The sequence below is a fragment of the Agromyces flavus genome, from assembly GCF_900104685.1.
In the GTDB taxonomy this organism is placed as follows: Bacteria; Actinomycetota; Actinomycetes; order Actinomycetales; family Microbacteriaceae; genus Agromyces; species Agromyces flavus.
Window position 1 is genome coordinate 2,791,365 of the sequence record NZ_LT629755.1, and the last position, 15,400, is coordinate 2,806,764.

Annotated in this window: 12 protein-coding genes and 2 tRNA genes; 3 read left to right on the forward strand and 11 right to left on the reverse strand. The window is 72.4% G+C overall.

Going from position 1 to position 15,400, the window contains the following annotated elements:
• Window positions 1–139 precede the first annotated feature (139 nt).
• From BLT99_RS13200 to serS, 6 genes are all read right to left on the reverse strand, one after another.
• Window positions 140–228, reverse strand: a tRNA-Ser gene (locus tag BLT99_RS13200).
• A gap of 264 nt (window positions 229–492) precedes the next feature.
• Window positions 493–1,797: an LCP family glycopolymer transferase gene (locus BLT99_RS13205; RefSeq protein WP_092673319.1), complete on the reverse strand. Its 1,305-nt coding sequence runs from the start codon at window positions 1,795–1,797 to the stop codon at window positions 493–495.
• 36 nt (window positions 1,798–1,833) lie between these two features.
• A tRNA-Ser gene (locus BLT99_RS13210) sits at window positions 1,834–1,918 on the reverse strand.
• 149 nt (window positions 1,919–2,067) lie between these two features.
• On the reverse strand, window positions 2,068–3,501 hold the full coding sequence (locus BLT99_RS13215) for an LCP family protein (RefSeq protein ID WP_092673322.1): 1,434 nt from the start codon (window positions 3,499–3,501) through the stop codon (window positions 2,068–2,070).
• 75 nt (window positions 3,502–3,576) lie between these two features.
• Window positions 3,577–4,449, reverse strand: a complete 873-nt coding sequence (locus BLT99_RS13220) for an HAD family hydrolase (protein WP_172802981.1) — start codon at window positions 4,447–4,449, stop codon at window positions 3,577–3,579.
• Window positions 4,450–4,457: 8 nt separating this feature from the next.
• Window positions 4,458–5,726, reverse strand: coding sequence for a serine--tRNA ligase (gene serS / locus BLT99_RS13225; protein WP_092673325.1), 1,269 nt, complete (start codon window positions 5,724–5,726; stop codon window positions 4,458–4,460).
• Between the two features lie 91 nt (window positions 5,727–5,817).
• Here serS and BLT99_RS13230 point away from each other — a divergent pair, with 91 nt between their 5' ends.
• A complete protein-coding gene (locus BLT99_RS13230; RefSeq protein WP_092673328.1) occupies window positions 5,818–6,888 on the forward strand; it encodes a diacylglycerol/lipid kinase family protein in 1,071 nt (356 codons plus the stop codon).
• Here the strand turns inward: BLT99_RS13230 and BLT99_RS13235 are convergent.
• Genes BLT99_RS13235 through pheA form a run of 3 tightly spaced genes read right to left on the reverse strand, consistent with a single transcriptional unit; the run spans window position 6,854 to window position 8,784 of the window.
• Window positions 6,854–7,183: a hypothetical protein gene (locus tag BLT99_RS13235; protein ID WP_133988393.1), complete on the reverse strand. Its 330-nt coding sequence runs from the start codon at window positions 7,181–7,183 to the stop codon at window positions 6,854–6,856. The two genes, BLT99_RS13230 and BLT99_RS13235, sit on opposite strands and share 35 nt — an antisense overlap.
• Before the next feature lie 8 nt (window positions 7,184–7,191).
• Window positions 7,192–7,821 (reverse strand): hypothetical protein, encoded by a 630-nt coding sequence (locus BLT99_RS13240; protein WP_092673334.1) that lies wholly within the window; start codon window positions 7,819–7,821, stop codon window positions 7,192–7,194.
• 3 nt (window positions 7,822–7,824) lie between these two features.
• Window positions 7,825–8,784, reverse strand: a complete 960-nt coding sequence (pheA, locus tag BLT99_RS13245; protein ID WP_092673337.1) for a prephenate dehydratase — start codon at window positions 8,782–8,784, stop codon at window positions 7,825–7,827.
• 86 nt (window positions 8,785–8,870) lie between these two features.
• Here pheA and BLT99_RS13250 point away from each other — a divergent pair, with 86 nt between their 5' ends.
• Window positions 8,871–10,160, forward strand: a complete 1,290-nt coding sequence (locus tag BLT99_RS13250; RefSeq protein WP_092676344.1) for a DUF445 domain-containing protein — start codon at window positions 8,871–8,873, stop codon at window positions 10,158–10,160.
• 70 nt (window positions 10,161–10,230) lie between these two features.
• Complete coding sequence (gene pgm / locus BLT99_RS13255) at window positions 10,231–11,862, forward strand: phosphoglucomutase (alpha-D-glucose-1,6-bisphosphate-dependent) (protein ID WP_092673340.1); 1,632 nt, start codon at window positions 10,231–10,233, stop codon at window positions 11,860–11,862.
• On the opposite strand, the gene BLT99_RS13260 is transcribed toward pgm, so the two are convergent.
• Together BLT99_RS13260 and BLT99_RS13265 are read right to left on the reverse strand one after the other, a co-directional pair.
• Entirely contained in the window at window positions 11,863–13,182 is a 1,320-nt protein-coding gene (locus BLT99_RS13260; protein ID WP_092673343.1) for a nucleotide disphospho-sugar-binding domain-containing protein, read from the reverse strand.
• Window positions 13,179–15,341 (reverse strand): glycosyltransferase, encoded by a 2,163-nt coding sequence (locus BLT99_RS13265; protein WP_092673346.1) that lies wholly within the window; start codon window positions 15,339–15,341, stop codon window positions 13,179–13,181. The genes BLT99_RS13260 and BLT99_RS13265 overlap by 4 nt, the downstream gene beginning before the upstream one ends.
• Window positions 15,342–15,400 lie beyond the last annotated feature (59 nt).

Below are 15,400 nucleotides of genomic sequence, written 5' to 3' on the forward strand. Positions count from 1 at the left end.
GACGGAGTTCCGAATCGCCTCGCTCGGTGGGCAGCCTAGGGGCGTGAACGGTGGACCATGAGGCTTTGGTCCCGCTCGCGTCGGTCGCAGCGTGCGGGCACGAGATCTGCGAACACACGAGGGTGCGGCGATTCGAGAGCGGAGACGGCGGGATTTGAACCCGCGGTCCCCTTACGGGGACTCCACCTTAGCAGGGTGGTGCACTCGACCGGACTATGCGACGTCTCCTCGTGAACGCCCGAAGGCGAACGCGACTGCCATCATAACCGGCATCCGTTCGAAAGACGATTCGAGCGGACCTCGGCGGTTTCAGGAGAACGGAGGCTGCTCAGGCTCGGATGCCGGATCGCGTCCTGAACAGCGTGCGTGTTCCTGAAACGGCGCCGCGATCGAGCGCCGAGGCGCCGGCGATCGGATGGCGCGGCGCCCGCGTGCCCGTGAAGCGGATGGCGCGGCGACGCGTGCCCGACCGGCGGATGGCGCGGCCAGCGCCTACTGGTCGGCGAGCGTGCGGCCCGCCGAGCAGCGGGTCTCGGCCGCGGTCTGGCCCGTGACGTCGCTCGGCAGTGCCTGCTCGGTCGGCGCAGGTGCCTCGGTCGCGGGCGTCTCGACGGGCACGTCGGCGGGCTCGTCGACGGGCTCCTCGGAGGGGGTCGGCTCTGCGGTCGCGGCGTTCGGATCGGCGACCGACGCGAAGCTGTTCTCGTCGAGCGCGGTGGGGTCGAGGGCCATCGGCAGGTCCTGCTGGAGCGCCAGGTTGACGGCCTCGGCCGAATCGGTCGGCACGACGGCGGCCCAGTCGTCGACCTCGGAGGTGGGGTACTGCACGAACGCGATCTTCGAGAGGTCGATGTCCTTCGCGGCCTTGGCGATCGAGACCATCTTGGCAGGGTCGGTGAGCGTCGATGAGAGCTGCATGTTGTCGAGCGCGGCCTTGGCGATCGAGTACAGCTTCACCGGGTCGGTGAGCGTGCCCTCGGACTGCAGCTCGCGCGCGAGCGCCGACATGAAGACCTGCTGGTTCGAGATCCGGCCGAGGTCGGACCCGTCGCCCACGCCGTAGCGCGTGCGGAGGAACTGCAGCGCCTGGAGGCCCTTGAGCTCGTGCGTGCCGGCCTCGAGGTAGAGGTCGGTGTGCTCGTCCTCGATCGGCTCGGCCACGCAGACCGACACGCCGCCGACCGCCTCGGAGATCGCCGCGGCGCCCATGAACTGGACGATGCCGGCGAACGGGATGCTGACGCCCGTCAGTTCCTCGACCGTCTTCACCACGCACGGCATGCCGCCGTATGCGAGCACCGAGTTGATCTTGACGTCGTACTGCTCCCAGAGTTCCTCGCCCGAACCGGGGTCGGTGCAGCCGGCGGGCACGTCGACGAGCATGTCGCGCGGGAAGCTCACGACCTCGGCGTGCGAGTGGTCCTCCGAGATGTGGAGGAGCAGGTTCACGTCGTTGAGCACGGCGGTCTCTTCATCCGGGTCGCCGAAGCCGTCGCCCTGGCCCGCTCGGCTGTCGCTGCCGATCACGAGCAGGTTCACGCCGCCTTCGATCGCGCCCACGTCGGGCACGCCGTCGAGGACCGACTCGTTGCCGAGCGAGACCGAGGGCTTCGCGGTGGCCGCGAGGTCGAATGCGGCGTACGCGGCGACCGCGGTGCCCGAGGCGAGCACGACCGCGAGCACGGATGCGGCGGCCTTGGCGACGGTGGTCCAGACGCCGTTGCTGCGGAGCCGCCCGTGGCGTGCGATCGCCGGGGAGTCGTCGGATCGGGGAGTCGGCTGGGGCGCTCGGCTCACTCGGTCGGCTCCTCTCTCGTCATCTCTCGGGCCGTGCGGAGGGCGTGGGATTCGAACCCACGAGGCATTGCTGCCCACTGGTTTTCAAGACCAGCTCCATCGGCCGCTCGGACAGCCCTCCTCGCCCGGCACGCGAGCGGTCCGCGGGTTCCGCGGCGCGCCGACGGGCTGGGCAGGCCCGATTCTAACCGAATCACAGCCCAGCCAGACTGGCACGCTCCGCCTGAGAAGCGCCTGAACCGGATGACGCGACCCGCGTCCCACGGCCGATCAGCCGGAGTTCGCCGCGGCGCACCGGACCTCGCCCGCCGTCTGCCCGGTGACGTCGCCCGGCAGCGCCTCGGCCGCCGGAGTGGGCGCGGTCGTGGGCGTGGGCAGTGGCGTCGCGCCGGCCGAGGGCGGCGTCGAGGGCGTCGGACTCGGGGTCGCGGTCGGCACCCCGGCCTCGACCGTGCCGAAGGACGCGCTGCCCGTGGCGGTGGGGTTGAACGCCACGGCGACGTCCCGCTGCAGCGCCGACGCCACGACCTGCGCGGACTCCGCGGGCTCGACGGCGCTGAAGTCCCACGTGTACGCCGTGGGGTACTGGATGAACGCGATCTTGTCGAGGTCGATGTCCTGCATCGCCCTCGCGACCGAGACCAGCCGGCCCGCATCCCGCAGGCCCTGCGAGAGCGTCATGTTGGCCAGCACCGCCTTGGCGATCGAGTACAGCTTGATCGGGTTGGCGAGGGTGCCGGTCGACTGGAGCGTGCGGGCGAGGGATGCGAGGAACGTCTGCTGGATCGAGATGCGCCCGAGGTCGCTGCCGTCGCCGACGGCGTGACGCGTGCGCAGGAACGCGAGCGCCTGGTACCCCGTGATCGAGTGCGTGCCGGCCGCGAGGTCGAGACCCGAGTACGGGTCGCTCACCGGGTCGACGAGGCAGACCGGGACGCCGCCGACCGCCTCGGCCAGCGCCGCGACGCCGTCGAACTCGACGATCCCGCCGACCGGGATCGTGATGCCGAGCATCCGCTCGAGCGTCGAGGCGATGCACGCGAACCCGCCGTCCTTCAGGATCGTGTTGAGCTTCACGTCGTACCGTTCGCCGTAGCCCTCCGCCGACCCGTCGACGCTCGGGCAGGCGGGCACGTCGACGAGCATGTCCCGCGGGAAGCTGACCACCTCGACGTGCGAGTGGTCCTCTGAGATGTGCAGGAGCATCGTGACGTCGTTGAGCGTCGCCGAATCGATCTCGGGATCGCCGAAGGCGCCGCTCGCCGGACGCTTGTCGCTTCCGACGAGCAGGAAGTTGAGCCCGCCCTCCATCGCCCCGATGTCGGGGACGTTCTCGAGGACCTCCTCGCTCTCGAGCTGCACGGGCGGCTTGATCTCCCGCACGACGTCGATCACCGCGAACCCGCCGATGGCCGCACCGCTGAGCGCGAGCACGGCGATGACGGCGCCCACGCCCTTCCCGACCGTGCGGCCGGTGCCGTGGCGCACGAGACGGCCGTGACGAGCCGGCGGCAGGGATGCCTCGGTGAGCACGGGCGCGGCGGTCGATCCGGTCGACGGCGCCGGCGGCACCAGCATCAGCGGCTCGGGAAGCGGACCTTCCGTCGTGTCGCCCTGCTCGACCGCATCCGCGAATGCATGGTCGTGCGACGCGCCGTGGTCCTCCGGCGCGTCTTCGTCCGGTTCCGATCCCGATCCGATCACGCCCTCCCCCGTGCGCGATCCTACTCGCGAAGCTCCCGATCAGATGGGAGGAACGTCCCGCGACGCGGGCGTGGCTCAGGGCAGCGAGTCGAGCACGGGCGCGAGGCCCGCCTCGTCGATGGTGCCGGTGCGCTCGGCGGCCGCCCCGACGACCTCGGCGGGCGCCTGCCCCATCGCGACGGCACGCCCGGCGGCGCGTGCCCAGTGGAACATCTCGATGTCGTTCCGCCCGTCGCCCACGGCGATCACGCGCTGGAGCGGGAGGCCCATCCAGCCGCGGACGCGCTCGAGCGCGGTCGCCTTGTTGACCCCGTCGGGCGCGATGTCGAGCCACGCCGTCCACCCGATCGCGTAGCTCACGTGGTTCAGCCCCATCTGCTCGACGACGCGGAAGAACTCGTCGAGCTCGTGGTCGACCGAGGTCGCGACGATCCGTATGGCGCGCTGCCCGAGCAGCTCGTCGAACTCGACCTGGCGGGCGCGCTCGAGGTTCCAGTCGGTCATGCCCTCGGTGTAGAGCCGGAAGCCGTCCTCGAGCTCGAGGAGGAAACGGCCGCCCGGAAGCTCCTCGCGGATCTGCTGGAGCACGGGCGAAGCGTCGAACGTCTCGACGTGCTCGCGAACCCACCCGTCGGGCGCCGTGGGATCGCGGCGCATGGTCATCGCGCCGTTCGCGCACACGACGTAGTCGGGCTCGAGTTCGAGGTGCTCGAGCACCGGCCGGGTCGTCGCCCACGAGCGCCCGGTCGCGAGCGTCACGAGGTGGCCTCGGGCGACGGCGGATGCCACGGCGTCGGCCACGCGCGGGTCGATCGACTCGTCCTCGTGCATGACCGTCCCGTCGACGTCGAGCGCGACGAACCAGCGGTCGGACTCGGACACGCGGGCGGGACGCGACCCTCCGCCCGTGGCGGCGTCGGCGCCGGCTCGATCGTCGCCCCGCGGCATCCGCTCGCTCATCGCTCGACCGGGCGGAGCACCTCGAGGCCGCCCAGGTAGCCGCGGAGGGCCTCGGGCACGACGACCGAACCGTCCTCCTGCTGGTGCGTCTCGAGGATGGCGACGATCCAGCGCGTGGTCGCGAGCGTGCCGTTCAACGTCGCGACGGGCGCCGTCTTCCCGCTCTCGGTGCGGTAGCGGATGTCGAGGCGGCGCGCCTGGAACGTCGTGCAGTTCGAGGTCGACGTGAGCTCGCGGTACGCCTGCTGCGTGGGGACCCACGCCTCGACGTCGTACTTGCGGGCCGCACTCGAGCCGAGATCGCCCGCGGCGACGTCGATCACGCGGTAGGTGAGGCCGAGCGCCTGCAGCATCTCCTCCTGCCAGGCGAGCAGCCGCTCGTGCTCGACCTCGGCGTCGGCGGGATCGACGTACGAGAACATCTCGAGCTTGTCGAACTGGTGCACTCGGATGATGCCGCGCGTGTCCTTGCCGTGGCTGCCGGCCTCGCGGCGGTAGCAGGTCGACCAGCCCGCGTAGCGGATGGGGCCGTCGGAGAGGTCGAGGATCTCGTCGGAGTGGTACCCGGCGAGTGCGACCTCGCTCGTGCCCACGAGGTACAGGTCGTCGGCGGGCAGGTGGTAGACCTCCTCGGCATGCGCGCCGAGGAACCCGGTGCCCTGCATGATCTCGGGCCGCACGAGCGTGGGGGTGATCAGCGGCGTGAAGCCGTTGCCGATGGCCTTGTCGAGGGCCATGTTCATGAGCGCGAGCTCGAGCCGGGCGCCCACGCCCTTGAGGAAGTGGAACCGCGCGCCCGACACCTTGGCGCCGCGTGCCATGTCGATCGCGTCGAGCAGCTCGCCGATCTCGAGGTGGTCGCGCGGCTCGAAGCCGAACGCGGGGATCTCGCCCACCTCGCGCAGCACGTCGAAGTCGTCCTCGCCACCGGCGGGCACGCCGTCGATGACCACGTTGCCGAGTCGCTGCACCGCGGCCGTGAACGCCTCCTCGGCGGCCGTGACATCCGCGTTGGCCTGCTTGACCTTCGCCGCGAGCTCCTGCGCCTGCGCGACCAGGGCGGCCTTCTCGTCCTTCGCAGCCTTGGCGACCTGCTTGCCGAACGCGTTCTGCTCGGCGCGCAGCGTCTCGAACGATGAGATGGCGGCGCGACGCGCGGCATCGGCGGCGACCGCGTCGTCGACGAGTGCGGCGGACTCCCCGCGCACCTCCTGCGAGCGCTTCACCATGTCGGGGTTCTCGCGGAGCAGTACGGGGTCGATCATTCGAGCAAGTCTAGGGTGTGCGCTCCATGCCCGACCGAGCCCGGACGCGCAACCCACCTGCCTTCGAGGGTGCATGCCCTAGATTCGACGCATGAACGCGGGCAGCGAGGAGCGGACGGATGGCGACGGCGGGCGCAGGCGCGCCGCGGTCATCTTCAATCCGGTGAAGCAGGGCGTCGACGAGCTTCGCGCGGCGGTGTCCGAGGCCGAGTCCGAGCACGGCTTCGGGCCGAGCCTCTGGATCGAGACCACCGAGGAGGACCCCGGCACCGGCCAGGCCCGCACCGCGGTCGAGGAGAAGGTCGACCTCCTCATCTCGGCGGGCGGTGACGGCACAGTGCGGGCGGTCGCCGAGGGCCTCGAGGGCGCCGGGATCCCGGTCGGGCTGATCCCGCTCGGCACGGGCAACCTCTTCGCGCGCAATCTCGACATCCCGGTCAGCGACATCCCGGGCGCGGTGGCGCTCGCCTTCTCGGGCATCGACCGCAAGGTCGACGTGCTGCGCGCGCGTGTGCGGCGTCCCGACGGCGAGACCGAGACCGAGGTGTCGCTCGTGATGAGCGGCATCGGCTTCGACGCGGCCATGATCGCGAACACCGACCCCGACCTGAAGAAGCGGGTCGGATGGCTCGCCTACGTCGATGCCGGCATCCGGGCGATCCCGAACTCGGCGCCGTTCCGGGTCGCGCATCGCATGGATGACGGCCGCACGCACCGGTCGCGCGTGGCGAGCGTGCTCGTCGCGAACCTCGGATACCTGCCGGGCAACCTCGAGCTCATCCCCGACGCCGCCATCGACGACGGCCAGCTCGACGTCGTGCGGCTTCAGCCGAGGAACTTCTGGGGATGGCTCATGGTCTGGCGCAAGATCGCGTGGGAGAACCGCGTGCTGCGCAAGACCGCGCTCGGCCGGCAGCTCATCGACCTCACCGGCGGCAACAAGCGGCGCGAGGTCGTCTACTCGAGCGGCAAGTCGATCGACGTGGTCATCGACGGCGAGCCCCAGGAGTTCGAGATCGACGGTGAGGAGATGGGCGTGATCACCGCCGCACGATTCGTGGTCGACCCGAAGGCGCTCACGGTGCGGGTCTCGGAGCCGCCCGAGGACAAGCCCGCCGACAAGCCCGCTACGGGCGATCCGAAGGAGGTCGTCGAGGAGTAGCGTCCGCCGCGCCGGCCGCGGCGGGCGCGGCGGCCCGGGCGCGCCGCAGCGCCGCCGCGCGAGCCCCGATCACGAGCGGCAGGCCGACCAGTGCTCCGACGAATGCGGCGGTGGCGGCCGGGCTCACCAGGTACGTCATGAAGAACGCGACGTCGGCCGCGCGCTGCTCCTCGCTCGTCGGGACCGCGCCCTGGAACGCGGACGAGGCCTCCACGAATCCCGTCGTCAGGCGCCAGAGCACGAGTGCGGCCGCGATGGCGACGACCGCCAGCGCGATCACGGATCGATCGAGCACGGCCCGGCTCATGAGGCGCCGCCGGCCCTCTCGGCGATCGGCGCGCAAATCCTGCGAGCACGCCGCAGTCCGTCGACGACCAGCAGCGCGACCATCCCGAGCAGTCCGGTCGAGAGCAGGCTCGGGGCGACGAACTGGGCGAGCGTCCGGATCATCAGCTCGACCTCGCCACCGGCCGGGATCCCGAACGGGTCCTCGACCGCGATGAGCGACCAGATGAGCCCCGCACCGACCAGCGTGGCCGCGATCGCGATCGCCCACGAGACGCCGAGGGCGATCCGGATGATCCGAGCGGCATCGCGGCGGCCCTCCACGTCGGCAGGCGACGGTGACGGCGTGATGGACGGGACCGGCTCCGACGCGTCCACCGCGAGGGGCTCGGGCTCGGCCTCCGGTCCGGGGTGAGGATCGTTCCAGGGCGCGGGCGCCGCGACGGGCCCCGACGCGGCGAGATCGGGCACCGGGCTCGCCATGACCGGATCGGTCGGCGGATCGGCGCGATCGGCGAGCGCGGCGGGATCCTCGGGCGCAGCGGGATCGTCCGGCTCCGGGTCATCCGACTCGCCGGGCGCCCAGCCGCGCTGGTAGCGCGCGTCGTACCGCGGATCGAACTCCGGCCCCCTCGCCGCCCCCGCCATGGCTCAGTCCTCCTCGGGTTCTCCGCTCAGGATGCCGCGCAGCCAGTCGCGCGACTCGATGAAGATGTCGTCCTCGTACTTCGAGTGGTACTGCGCCTCGCGACGGTCGGCGCGCGCGTACGACCCCAGGAAGATCACCTTCGGGCTGAACCGGCGGAGGCCGAGCAGCGCGTCGGCGACGCGCTCGTCCTCGACGTGCCCCTCGAGGTCGACCACGAAGCGGTAGCGACCCATCTCGTCGCCGATCGGCCGGGACTGCAGCAGCGACAGGTTCACGCCGCGCGTCGAGAACTGCTCGAGCATCGCGAGCAGCGATCCGGGCTCGTCGTCGGACAGCTCGACGATGAGGCTCGTCTTGTCGGCGCCCGTGCGGCGCGCGATGCGGCGCGAGCGGCTCACGAGCACGAACCGGGTCATCGCGTTGGGGTTGTCGCCGATGCCGTCGGCGAGCACGTCGACGTCGAGGTGGTCGACGATGCCGGGCGGGGCGACCGCCGCGTCGGCCAGGCCGTTCTCGAAGAGGGATGCCGCGGCCTGCACGTTGCTCGTCGCGGGCAGGTGCGCGTGGTCGGGCAGCGTGCGCTCGAGCCATCCGCGCGACTGCGCGTACGCCACCGGGTGCGCATTCACGACCCGCACCTCGTCGAGCCGCGTGCCGGGCCGCGCGACGAGCACGAAGTTCACGGGCACGAGGTACTCGCCCACGATGCGCAGGCCCGGCACGGTCGCGAGTGCGTCCTGCGTGGCGGTCACGCCGCCGTCGACGGAGTTCTCGATCGCGATCATCGCCGCGACCGAGCGGCCCTCGACGACGTCGGCCAGCGCCTCGCCCACGTTGTTGACGCTCCGCCAGTGCTTGCCGGATGCCTCGGGCACCTGCTTCAGCGCGGCCTCGGTGAACGTGCCGGCCGGCCCGAGGTACGAGTAGGTCTCGTCGGGTCGTGGCGCCGCGGCATCCGTCATGCCGCAAGCCTACGTTGGGAGATCGCCGTGTTTCCCGCCCCGAACGCCCCCGGGCGGGGCAGAATCGCGCCAAGGGGGTGCGCGAGATGACCCGGACGATTGAGGTCGCGGCACCGCACCGATCGGTGCCCACCGACGAGGAGCGGCGCATCGCGCTGCGGCGCATGAAGCGGCTCGCACTGAGCCTGCTGATCGTGGCCGCGGGGGTGTTCGCGGTCGCCTTCCCGCTGCAGGACGACATCCCGTGGATGGGATTCGTGCGCGCCGCCGCCGAGGGCGCGATGGTCGGCGCGATCGCGGACTGGTTCGCGGTCACGGCGCTGTTCCGGCATCCGCTCGGCCTGCCGATCCCGCACACCGCGATCATCCCGCGGCGCAAGGACGAGATCGGCGCCGCGCTCGGCGCGTTCGTCGAGGACGAGTTCCTGTCCGACGCGGTGGTCGCGGGCAAGCTGCGCTCGATGGGCGTCGCGCATCGGCTCGGCGAGTGGCTGCGCGAGCCGGCCAACGCCTCGCGGGTCACGCAGGAGGTGTCGGTGGCCGGACGCGGCGTGCTCACGCTGCTCGCCGACGACGACGTGGCCGACGTGATCGAGCAGCTCGCGCGCCGGCACCTGCTCGAGCCGGAATGGGGTCCGGCGATCGGACGCGTCGGCGCGCGACTCGTCGCCGCCGACCAGCAGCGCGCGGCGGTCGACGCCGTGCTCGAGCGGGCCGAGTCGTGGCTCAGCGAGCATCCCGAGGCCTTCGGCAGCATGGTCTCGAGCCGGTTGCCGCGCTGGATGCCGGGCTTCGTGGGCGGGCTCGTCGACGACAAGGCCTACCGCGAGGTCCTCGCGTTCGCGCGGGCCGTGCGCGAGGATCCGCACCATCCGCTGCGACTCGCGATCGACCGATGGCTCGCCGAGCTCGCCGACGACCTGCAGCACGACCCGGCGATGATCGCGCGCGTCGAGCAGCTCAAGGCCGACCTCGTCGAGAGCCCGCGGCTGCGCGAGTTCGCCGGCGAGGTGTGGGGCTCGGTCAAGGTCTCGCTCGCGGCGTCCCTCGAGGACCCGTCGAGCGAGCTGCGCGCCGGGCTGCGCTCCGGCCTCATCGAGGTGGGGTCGCGGCTCGCGTCCGACGCCGAGCTGGCCGCCAAGGTCGACGTCTGGGTGACGGATGCCGCGGCCTACGTCCTGGGCAAGTACCGCCACGAGATCGCGGGCGTCATCACCGAGACCGTCGAGCGGTGGGACCCGACCGAGACCACGGAGAAGATCGAGCTCCAAGTCGGGCGCGACCTGCAGTACATCCGCATCAACGGCACGGTCGTGGGTGCGCTCGCGGGCCTGGCGATCCACGCGATCGCGACCGCGGTGCAGTCGCTCGCGTGACCGCGACGCCGCGCCGCGGGCAGCCTCGCAAGGGGTGTCGCCGATGGAACCGGAGGGGCAGACTGGGGGCATGCACGAGCGAGCGGGCACCCCGGCGACCGAATCCGACCTGATCGACGTGGAGGCCCTGCTCAGGGCGTACTACGACCTGCACCCGGATGTCTCGATCCCCGAGCAGCGCGTCGTGTTCGGCACTTCGGGGCACCGCGGTTCGAGTCTCAACACCGCGTTCAACGAGGACCACATCCTCGCCATCACGCAGGCGATCGTCGACTACCGCAACAGCCAGGGCATCACCGGACCCCTGTTCATCGGCGCCGACACGCACGCGCTGAGCGGTCCGGCGCAGACGACGGCGCTCGACGTGCTCGTGGCGAACGGCGTGCGCGTGCTCGCCGACGAGTACGACGACTACGTGCCGACGCCGGCGCTCAGCCACGCCATCCTCACATGGAACAACGATCCGGCTTCCCGCGCCGAGGGCGAGGCCGACGGCATCGTCATCACGCCGAGCCACAATCCCCCGCAGGACGGCGGCTTCAAGTACAACCCGCCGCACGGCGGCCCCGCCGACTCCGACGCGACGAGCTGGATCGCGAACCGCGCCAACGAGCTCATCGCCGACGGCCTGCGCGGCGTGAACCAGGCCGAGCCCTCCGCGGTCGAGACGTACGACTTCCGCGGCCGGTACGTCGACGACCTCGCGAGCATCATCGACTTCGACGCGATCAAGGCCAGCGGCATCCGCATCGGCGCCGACCCGCTCGGCGGCGCGTCGGTCGGCTACTGGGGCGCCATCCGCGACCGCTACGGCATCGACCTCGAGGTCGTGAACGAGAAGGTCGACACGCGCTGGGCGTTCATGACGCTCGACTGGGACGGCAAGATCCGGATGGATCCGTCGAGCCCGAACGCGATGGCCTCGGTGCTCGCCAACCGCGACCGGTTCGACATCCTCACGGGCAACGACGCCGACGCCGACCGGCACGGCATCGTGACGCCCGACGCCGGGCTCATGAACCCCAACCACTACCTCGCGGTGGCGATCGAGTACCTCTACACGCACCGGCCCGACTGGCCGGCCGATGCGGCGATCGGCAAGACGCTCGTGTCGAGCTCGATGATCGACCGCGTCGCCGAGTCGCTCGGCCGCACGCTCGTCGAGGTGCCGGTCGGCTTCAAGTGGTTCGTTCCCGGCCTCATCGACGGCTCGGTCGCCTTCGGCGGCGAGGAGAGCGCCGGCGCGTCCTTCCTCCGCAAGGACGGCACGGTGTGGACCACCGACAAGGACGGCATCCTGCTGTGCCTGCTCGCATCCGAGATCCGCGCGGTGACCGGCAAGAGCCCGTCGCAGCTGTACGCCGAGCTCGTCGAGCGGTTCGGCGACCCCGCCTACGAGCGCACGGATGCCGCGGCATCCGCTGCCCAGAAGGCCGCGCTCGGCAAGCTCGATGGCGACGCCATCTCGGCGACCGAGCTGGCGGGCGACCCCATCGTCGCGAAGCTCTCGTCGGCGCCCGGCAACGGCGCGTCGGTCGGAGGCGTCAAGGTGGCGACCGAGAACGCCTGGTTCGCGGCGCGTCCGAGCGGCACCGAGGACGTGTACAAGATCTACGCCGAGTCGTTCAAGGGTCCCCAGCACCTCGCCGAGGTGCAGGCCGAGGCCAAGCGGATCGTCGACGCGGCGCTCGCCTCGGGGTAGTCAGCTCGCGCGCTCGAGGCCGAGCGTGTCGTCGAGGGCATCGAGCGCGACGTCGGGCCCCGGGCGTACGGCCTGGGCCGCCGCCAGCTCCTCGAGCCGTGCGCGCGGTTCGGGGCCCAGGTCGAGTGCGTGCCGCAGCGCTCGTGCGAGCTCGTCGGCCGTGGCCGCGTTCGGGTCGAGCGCGGTACCGAACCCGCTCCGCTCGAGCGCGGCAGCGCCGGCGAACTGGTCCGTCGAGAACGGGAGCACCACGAGCGGGACCCCGCAGCCCAGCGCCTCGGTCACCGAGTTGTTGCCGCCGTGCGTCACGGCGACCGACGCGGCCCGCAGCAGTCGCACCTGCGGCAGGTACGGCCGTACGAGCCAATCGGCCGGGAGGTCGCCGAGCTCGCGCGGATCCGCCGAACCGGTCGCGACCGCGGCCCTGAGGCCGACCGACCGGAGCGCGTCGGCGACGCGACGGAGCACGTCGCCGCGCACGGAGAGGAAGCTGCCGAAGCTGACGTAGGCGAAGCGGCCCGCTTCCTCGACCCACTCGCCGACCTCGCGATCCTCGGATTCGTCGCGGAGCGCCGAGCCGAGGAAGCGGTGCGGCGGGAGCAGCGCACGCCGGGCATCGTCGACGAGTTCCGACGGCGAGTTGTAGAGCACGAGCGGCCCATGCTCCGCGAACGCGTCCTCGGTCGCCGGGAACGACGGATCCAGCTCGTGCGCCGCCCGGTTCCACTCCTCGGCGAAGCGCTCGGACACCCGCTCGCAGAGCGCCCGCAACGCCGCCAGGTCGTCGGGATCCGGACTGAACGCCGCCGGCCAATCCGGAGGGAACCCGTACACCTCGTCGCCGACCGGCAGCGCACTCGGATGTCCCAGCACCACGTCGCCGTACGGGACGCCGGCCGTCGCGAGCCCGAGCCGTGCGCTGAACGCGAGGTGGTCGACCAGCACCGCGTCCGGATCGACCTCCTCGACGATCCGCTGGGTGGCCCGCGCCGACTCGACCGGCTGCCACATGAGGTCGGTCAGCCGCTCGGACGCCTGGTACCGCAGCGTCGCGACGGCGCCCTCGCGCGTCGCCGCGAAGAACCCGCGGAGCGACGCACCCTCGTCGACAGGCTGCGCGTCGGCCGTGATCACGCCGGGGTTCGATCCGCGTCCGAGGCGCAGGTCGCGCCGCTCGAGGCCGAACGCGTCGGCGATCCCCGCGGTGGCGGGACCCGATGCGACCACCACGCGCTCGCCGCGGTCGCGCCATGCCGTCGCGAGCGTGGCCAGCGGCAGCAGGTGCGACGCGTAGTCGGGGCTGATGACGAGGAGCGTCATGACGCCGCCCTGTGGCCGGCCCGCAGCAGCTCGGCCTCGTCGCGCGCGACGCCCCGGTAGACCTCGGCGAGCGTGCGCGCCATCCGCTGGATCGTGAAGTGCTCGCGGACCATCGCGCGCGAACGCTCGGCCCGCTCCTCGTCGCGCTCGGCCGCGGCCGTGGCGACCGCGACCTCGAGCGCATCGGCCAGGCGGGCGGGATCCCAGGTCGCCGTGAGCAGGCCGGTGTCGCCGTCGGCGACGTAGGTCGCCGGTCCGCCGCCGTCGGGCGCGACCACGAACAGTCCGACGGCCATCGCCTCGAGCAGGGCCAGGCCGAACTCCTCCTTGAGGCTCGCGCACGCGTAGACGCCGCGCGGGGCGGCGAGCCCTGGCACGCCGACGCGAGCCGCGGCCAGCCAGCGCGCCGTCACGTCGTTCGGCCGATGGCCGGCGAGCACCAGGCCCGCCGCCGTCCGCTCGGCGGGTGGGACGATCGCGTCGATGCGATCGAGCTGCTCGCGTTCGTCGGCGGAGGGGCGCTCGAGATCGCCGCCGATGAGGAGCAGGTTCGCACGGTCGGCGAGCGGCCCCGTCGCCCACGCGTCGACGAGCGCCGCCATGCCCTTGACGCGGTGCAGGCGGCCGGCGGTCACGATGAGCGGCAGCCTGCGACGCTCGGGTGCAAGTGATTCGAGCAGGCCGCGGAGCTCGCCGAGGGCGGGGCCCGCCTCGGCGCCGGATGCGTGCGCGGACGCCTCGTCGAGCGCCGCGTCCCCGGTCACGAGGTCCACGCCCTCGGGCACGATGGTGTGCCGCTCGCGGTGCGCCTCGAGGTCGATGCCGATCAGGCGCTGCAGGTCCTCGCGGAGGCGCGGGCGCGGGAACACCACGGTGTGCGCGGAGTTCGCCGCGAGACGCTGGACGAGCCGGGCGCGGAACCAGAAGTGCTCGGCGGAATCCACGTCGCCGTAGTCCTCGCGCGTGAGCCGACCCGATCGGTCGAGTGAGTCGATGACGCCGTGCGGATCGGGCGCCACGCTGAAGACGACGGGGATGCCGAGCTCGCGAGCCACCTCCGACGCCGCGAGGCTGCCGACGTCGGCCATCCGCAGGTGCAGCAGGTCGACGCCGCCGGCAGCGCGCAGGGCCCGCCGGATGCCGCGCCGCGCCGCCACTCGCCACGGCCAGGCCTGGACCGCGGGCACCGGCTCGGTCGGCATCGGGACGCGGGCGTACACGTGCCCGGCCTCGCCGGCGTCCGCCTCGAGGGCGAGCGCGTCGGCCGCCGCATCGGCCGCCGATCCGCGCGACAGCGTGAGGACCCGGTCGATGCCCCCCGCCTCAGCGGTGAGGGCGTCGCCGAGGCGGACGAGCAGGGTCGCAATGCCGCCGTTGTCGCCCGCGCCGGCCGCGCTCAGGCCGGGATCGATGTCGGCATGCAGGAAGAGCTGGGCGATCGTGCACTCGCCGGCGTGACGCCGGAAGCGGCCGTCGGCCGCGGAGCGGTCGATGAGCGCGAGCCGGGCGACCTCGGCGAGCGATCCCTCGCAACCGGCCAGGTGGTGCAGGATGTCGCTCGCCGCCCCGTCGGCCGAGCGGTCGCCGAGGGCCGCGACCGCGGCACCCCGCACGATGTCGGGCTCGTGTTCCTCTGCAGCCAGCCGCACGAGGGACCCGTCGGCGAGGCGGTCGCGCACGAGGCCCAGGGTCTCGACCAGGCGCGCCCGTGCCTCGGGCTCCGCGATCCCGAGCAGCGCGCCCTCGAGGCCCGGCACGAGCGCCTCGGGAACCGCATCGGCCCACTGCTCCAGCGCGCGTTGCGCGAGCATGCCCGAGAAGCCGCCGGCCGCGACCATCCCGAGCAGTCGGCCGATCGCGTCGAACCGGGGCAGCCCCGATCCGAGCGCCCACGCGGTGTGCTCGCGCACGAAGGGCCGCGGGTCGGAGAGCAGGCTCGCGAGCTGACGCCCGGCATCGCGATCGATGACCCCGCCGAGTGCGTGCACCCCGGCGATCGCCACGAGTTGATCCTCGCCGTGGATGGCATCCGCGAGCACCCGGATGGTGCGGACCCCCGGGTCGCGTGCGGCCTCGAACGCGAGGTCGTCGGACAGGCGCATGGCGTCGATCAGCGACGGTGCGCGCCGTACGGCATCGAGCGCGGTCTGGACTCCCATGTCGACCCCCGGTTCCCAGCCTCGACCGGCGACCTCCGAAGGCGACCGCCGGCTCGGCG

Coding starts and splice junctions, on each gene's coding strand:
- BLT99_RS13240 (WP_092673334.1), bottom strand. CDS start 7,821: ATGGCGGGGGCGGCGAGGGGGCCGGAGTTCGATCCGCGGTACGACGCG.
- pgm (WP_092673340.1), top strand. CDS start 10,231: ATGCACGAGCGAGCGGGCACCCCGGCGACCGAATCCGACCTGATCGAC.
- pheA (WP_092673337.1), bottom strand. CDS start 8,784: ATGACGGATGCCGCGGCGCCACGACCCGACGAGACCTACTCGTACCTC.
- BLT99_RS13260 (WP_092673343.1), bottom strand. CDS start 13,182: ATGACGCTCCTCGTCATCAGCCCCGACTACGCGTCGCACCTGCTGCCG.
- BLT99_RS13265 (WP_092673346.1), bottom strand. CDS start 15,341: ATGGGAGTCCAGACCGCGCTCGATGCCGTACGGCGCGCACCGTCGCTG.
- BLT99_RS13230 (WP_092673328.1), top strand. CDS start 5,818: ATGAACGCGGGCAGCGAGGAGCGGACGGATGGCGACGGCGGGCGCAGG.
- BLT99_RS13250 (WP_092676344.1), top strand. CDS start 8,871: ATGACCCGGACGATTGAGGTCGCGGCACCGCACCGATCGGTGCCCACC.
- serS (WP_092673325.1), bottom strand. CDS start 5,726: ATGATCGACCCCGTACTGCTCCGCGAGAACCCCGACATGGTGAAGCGC.
- BLT99_RS13220 (WP_172802981.1), bottom strand. CDS start 4,449: ATGCCGCGGGGCGACGATCGAGCCGGCGCCGACGCCGCCACGGGCGGA.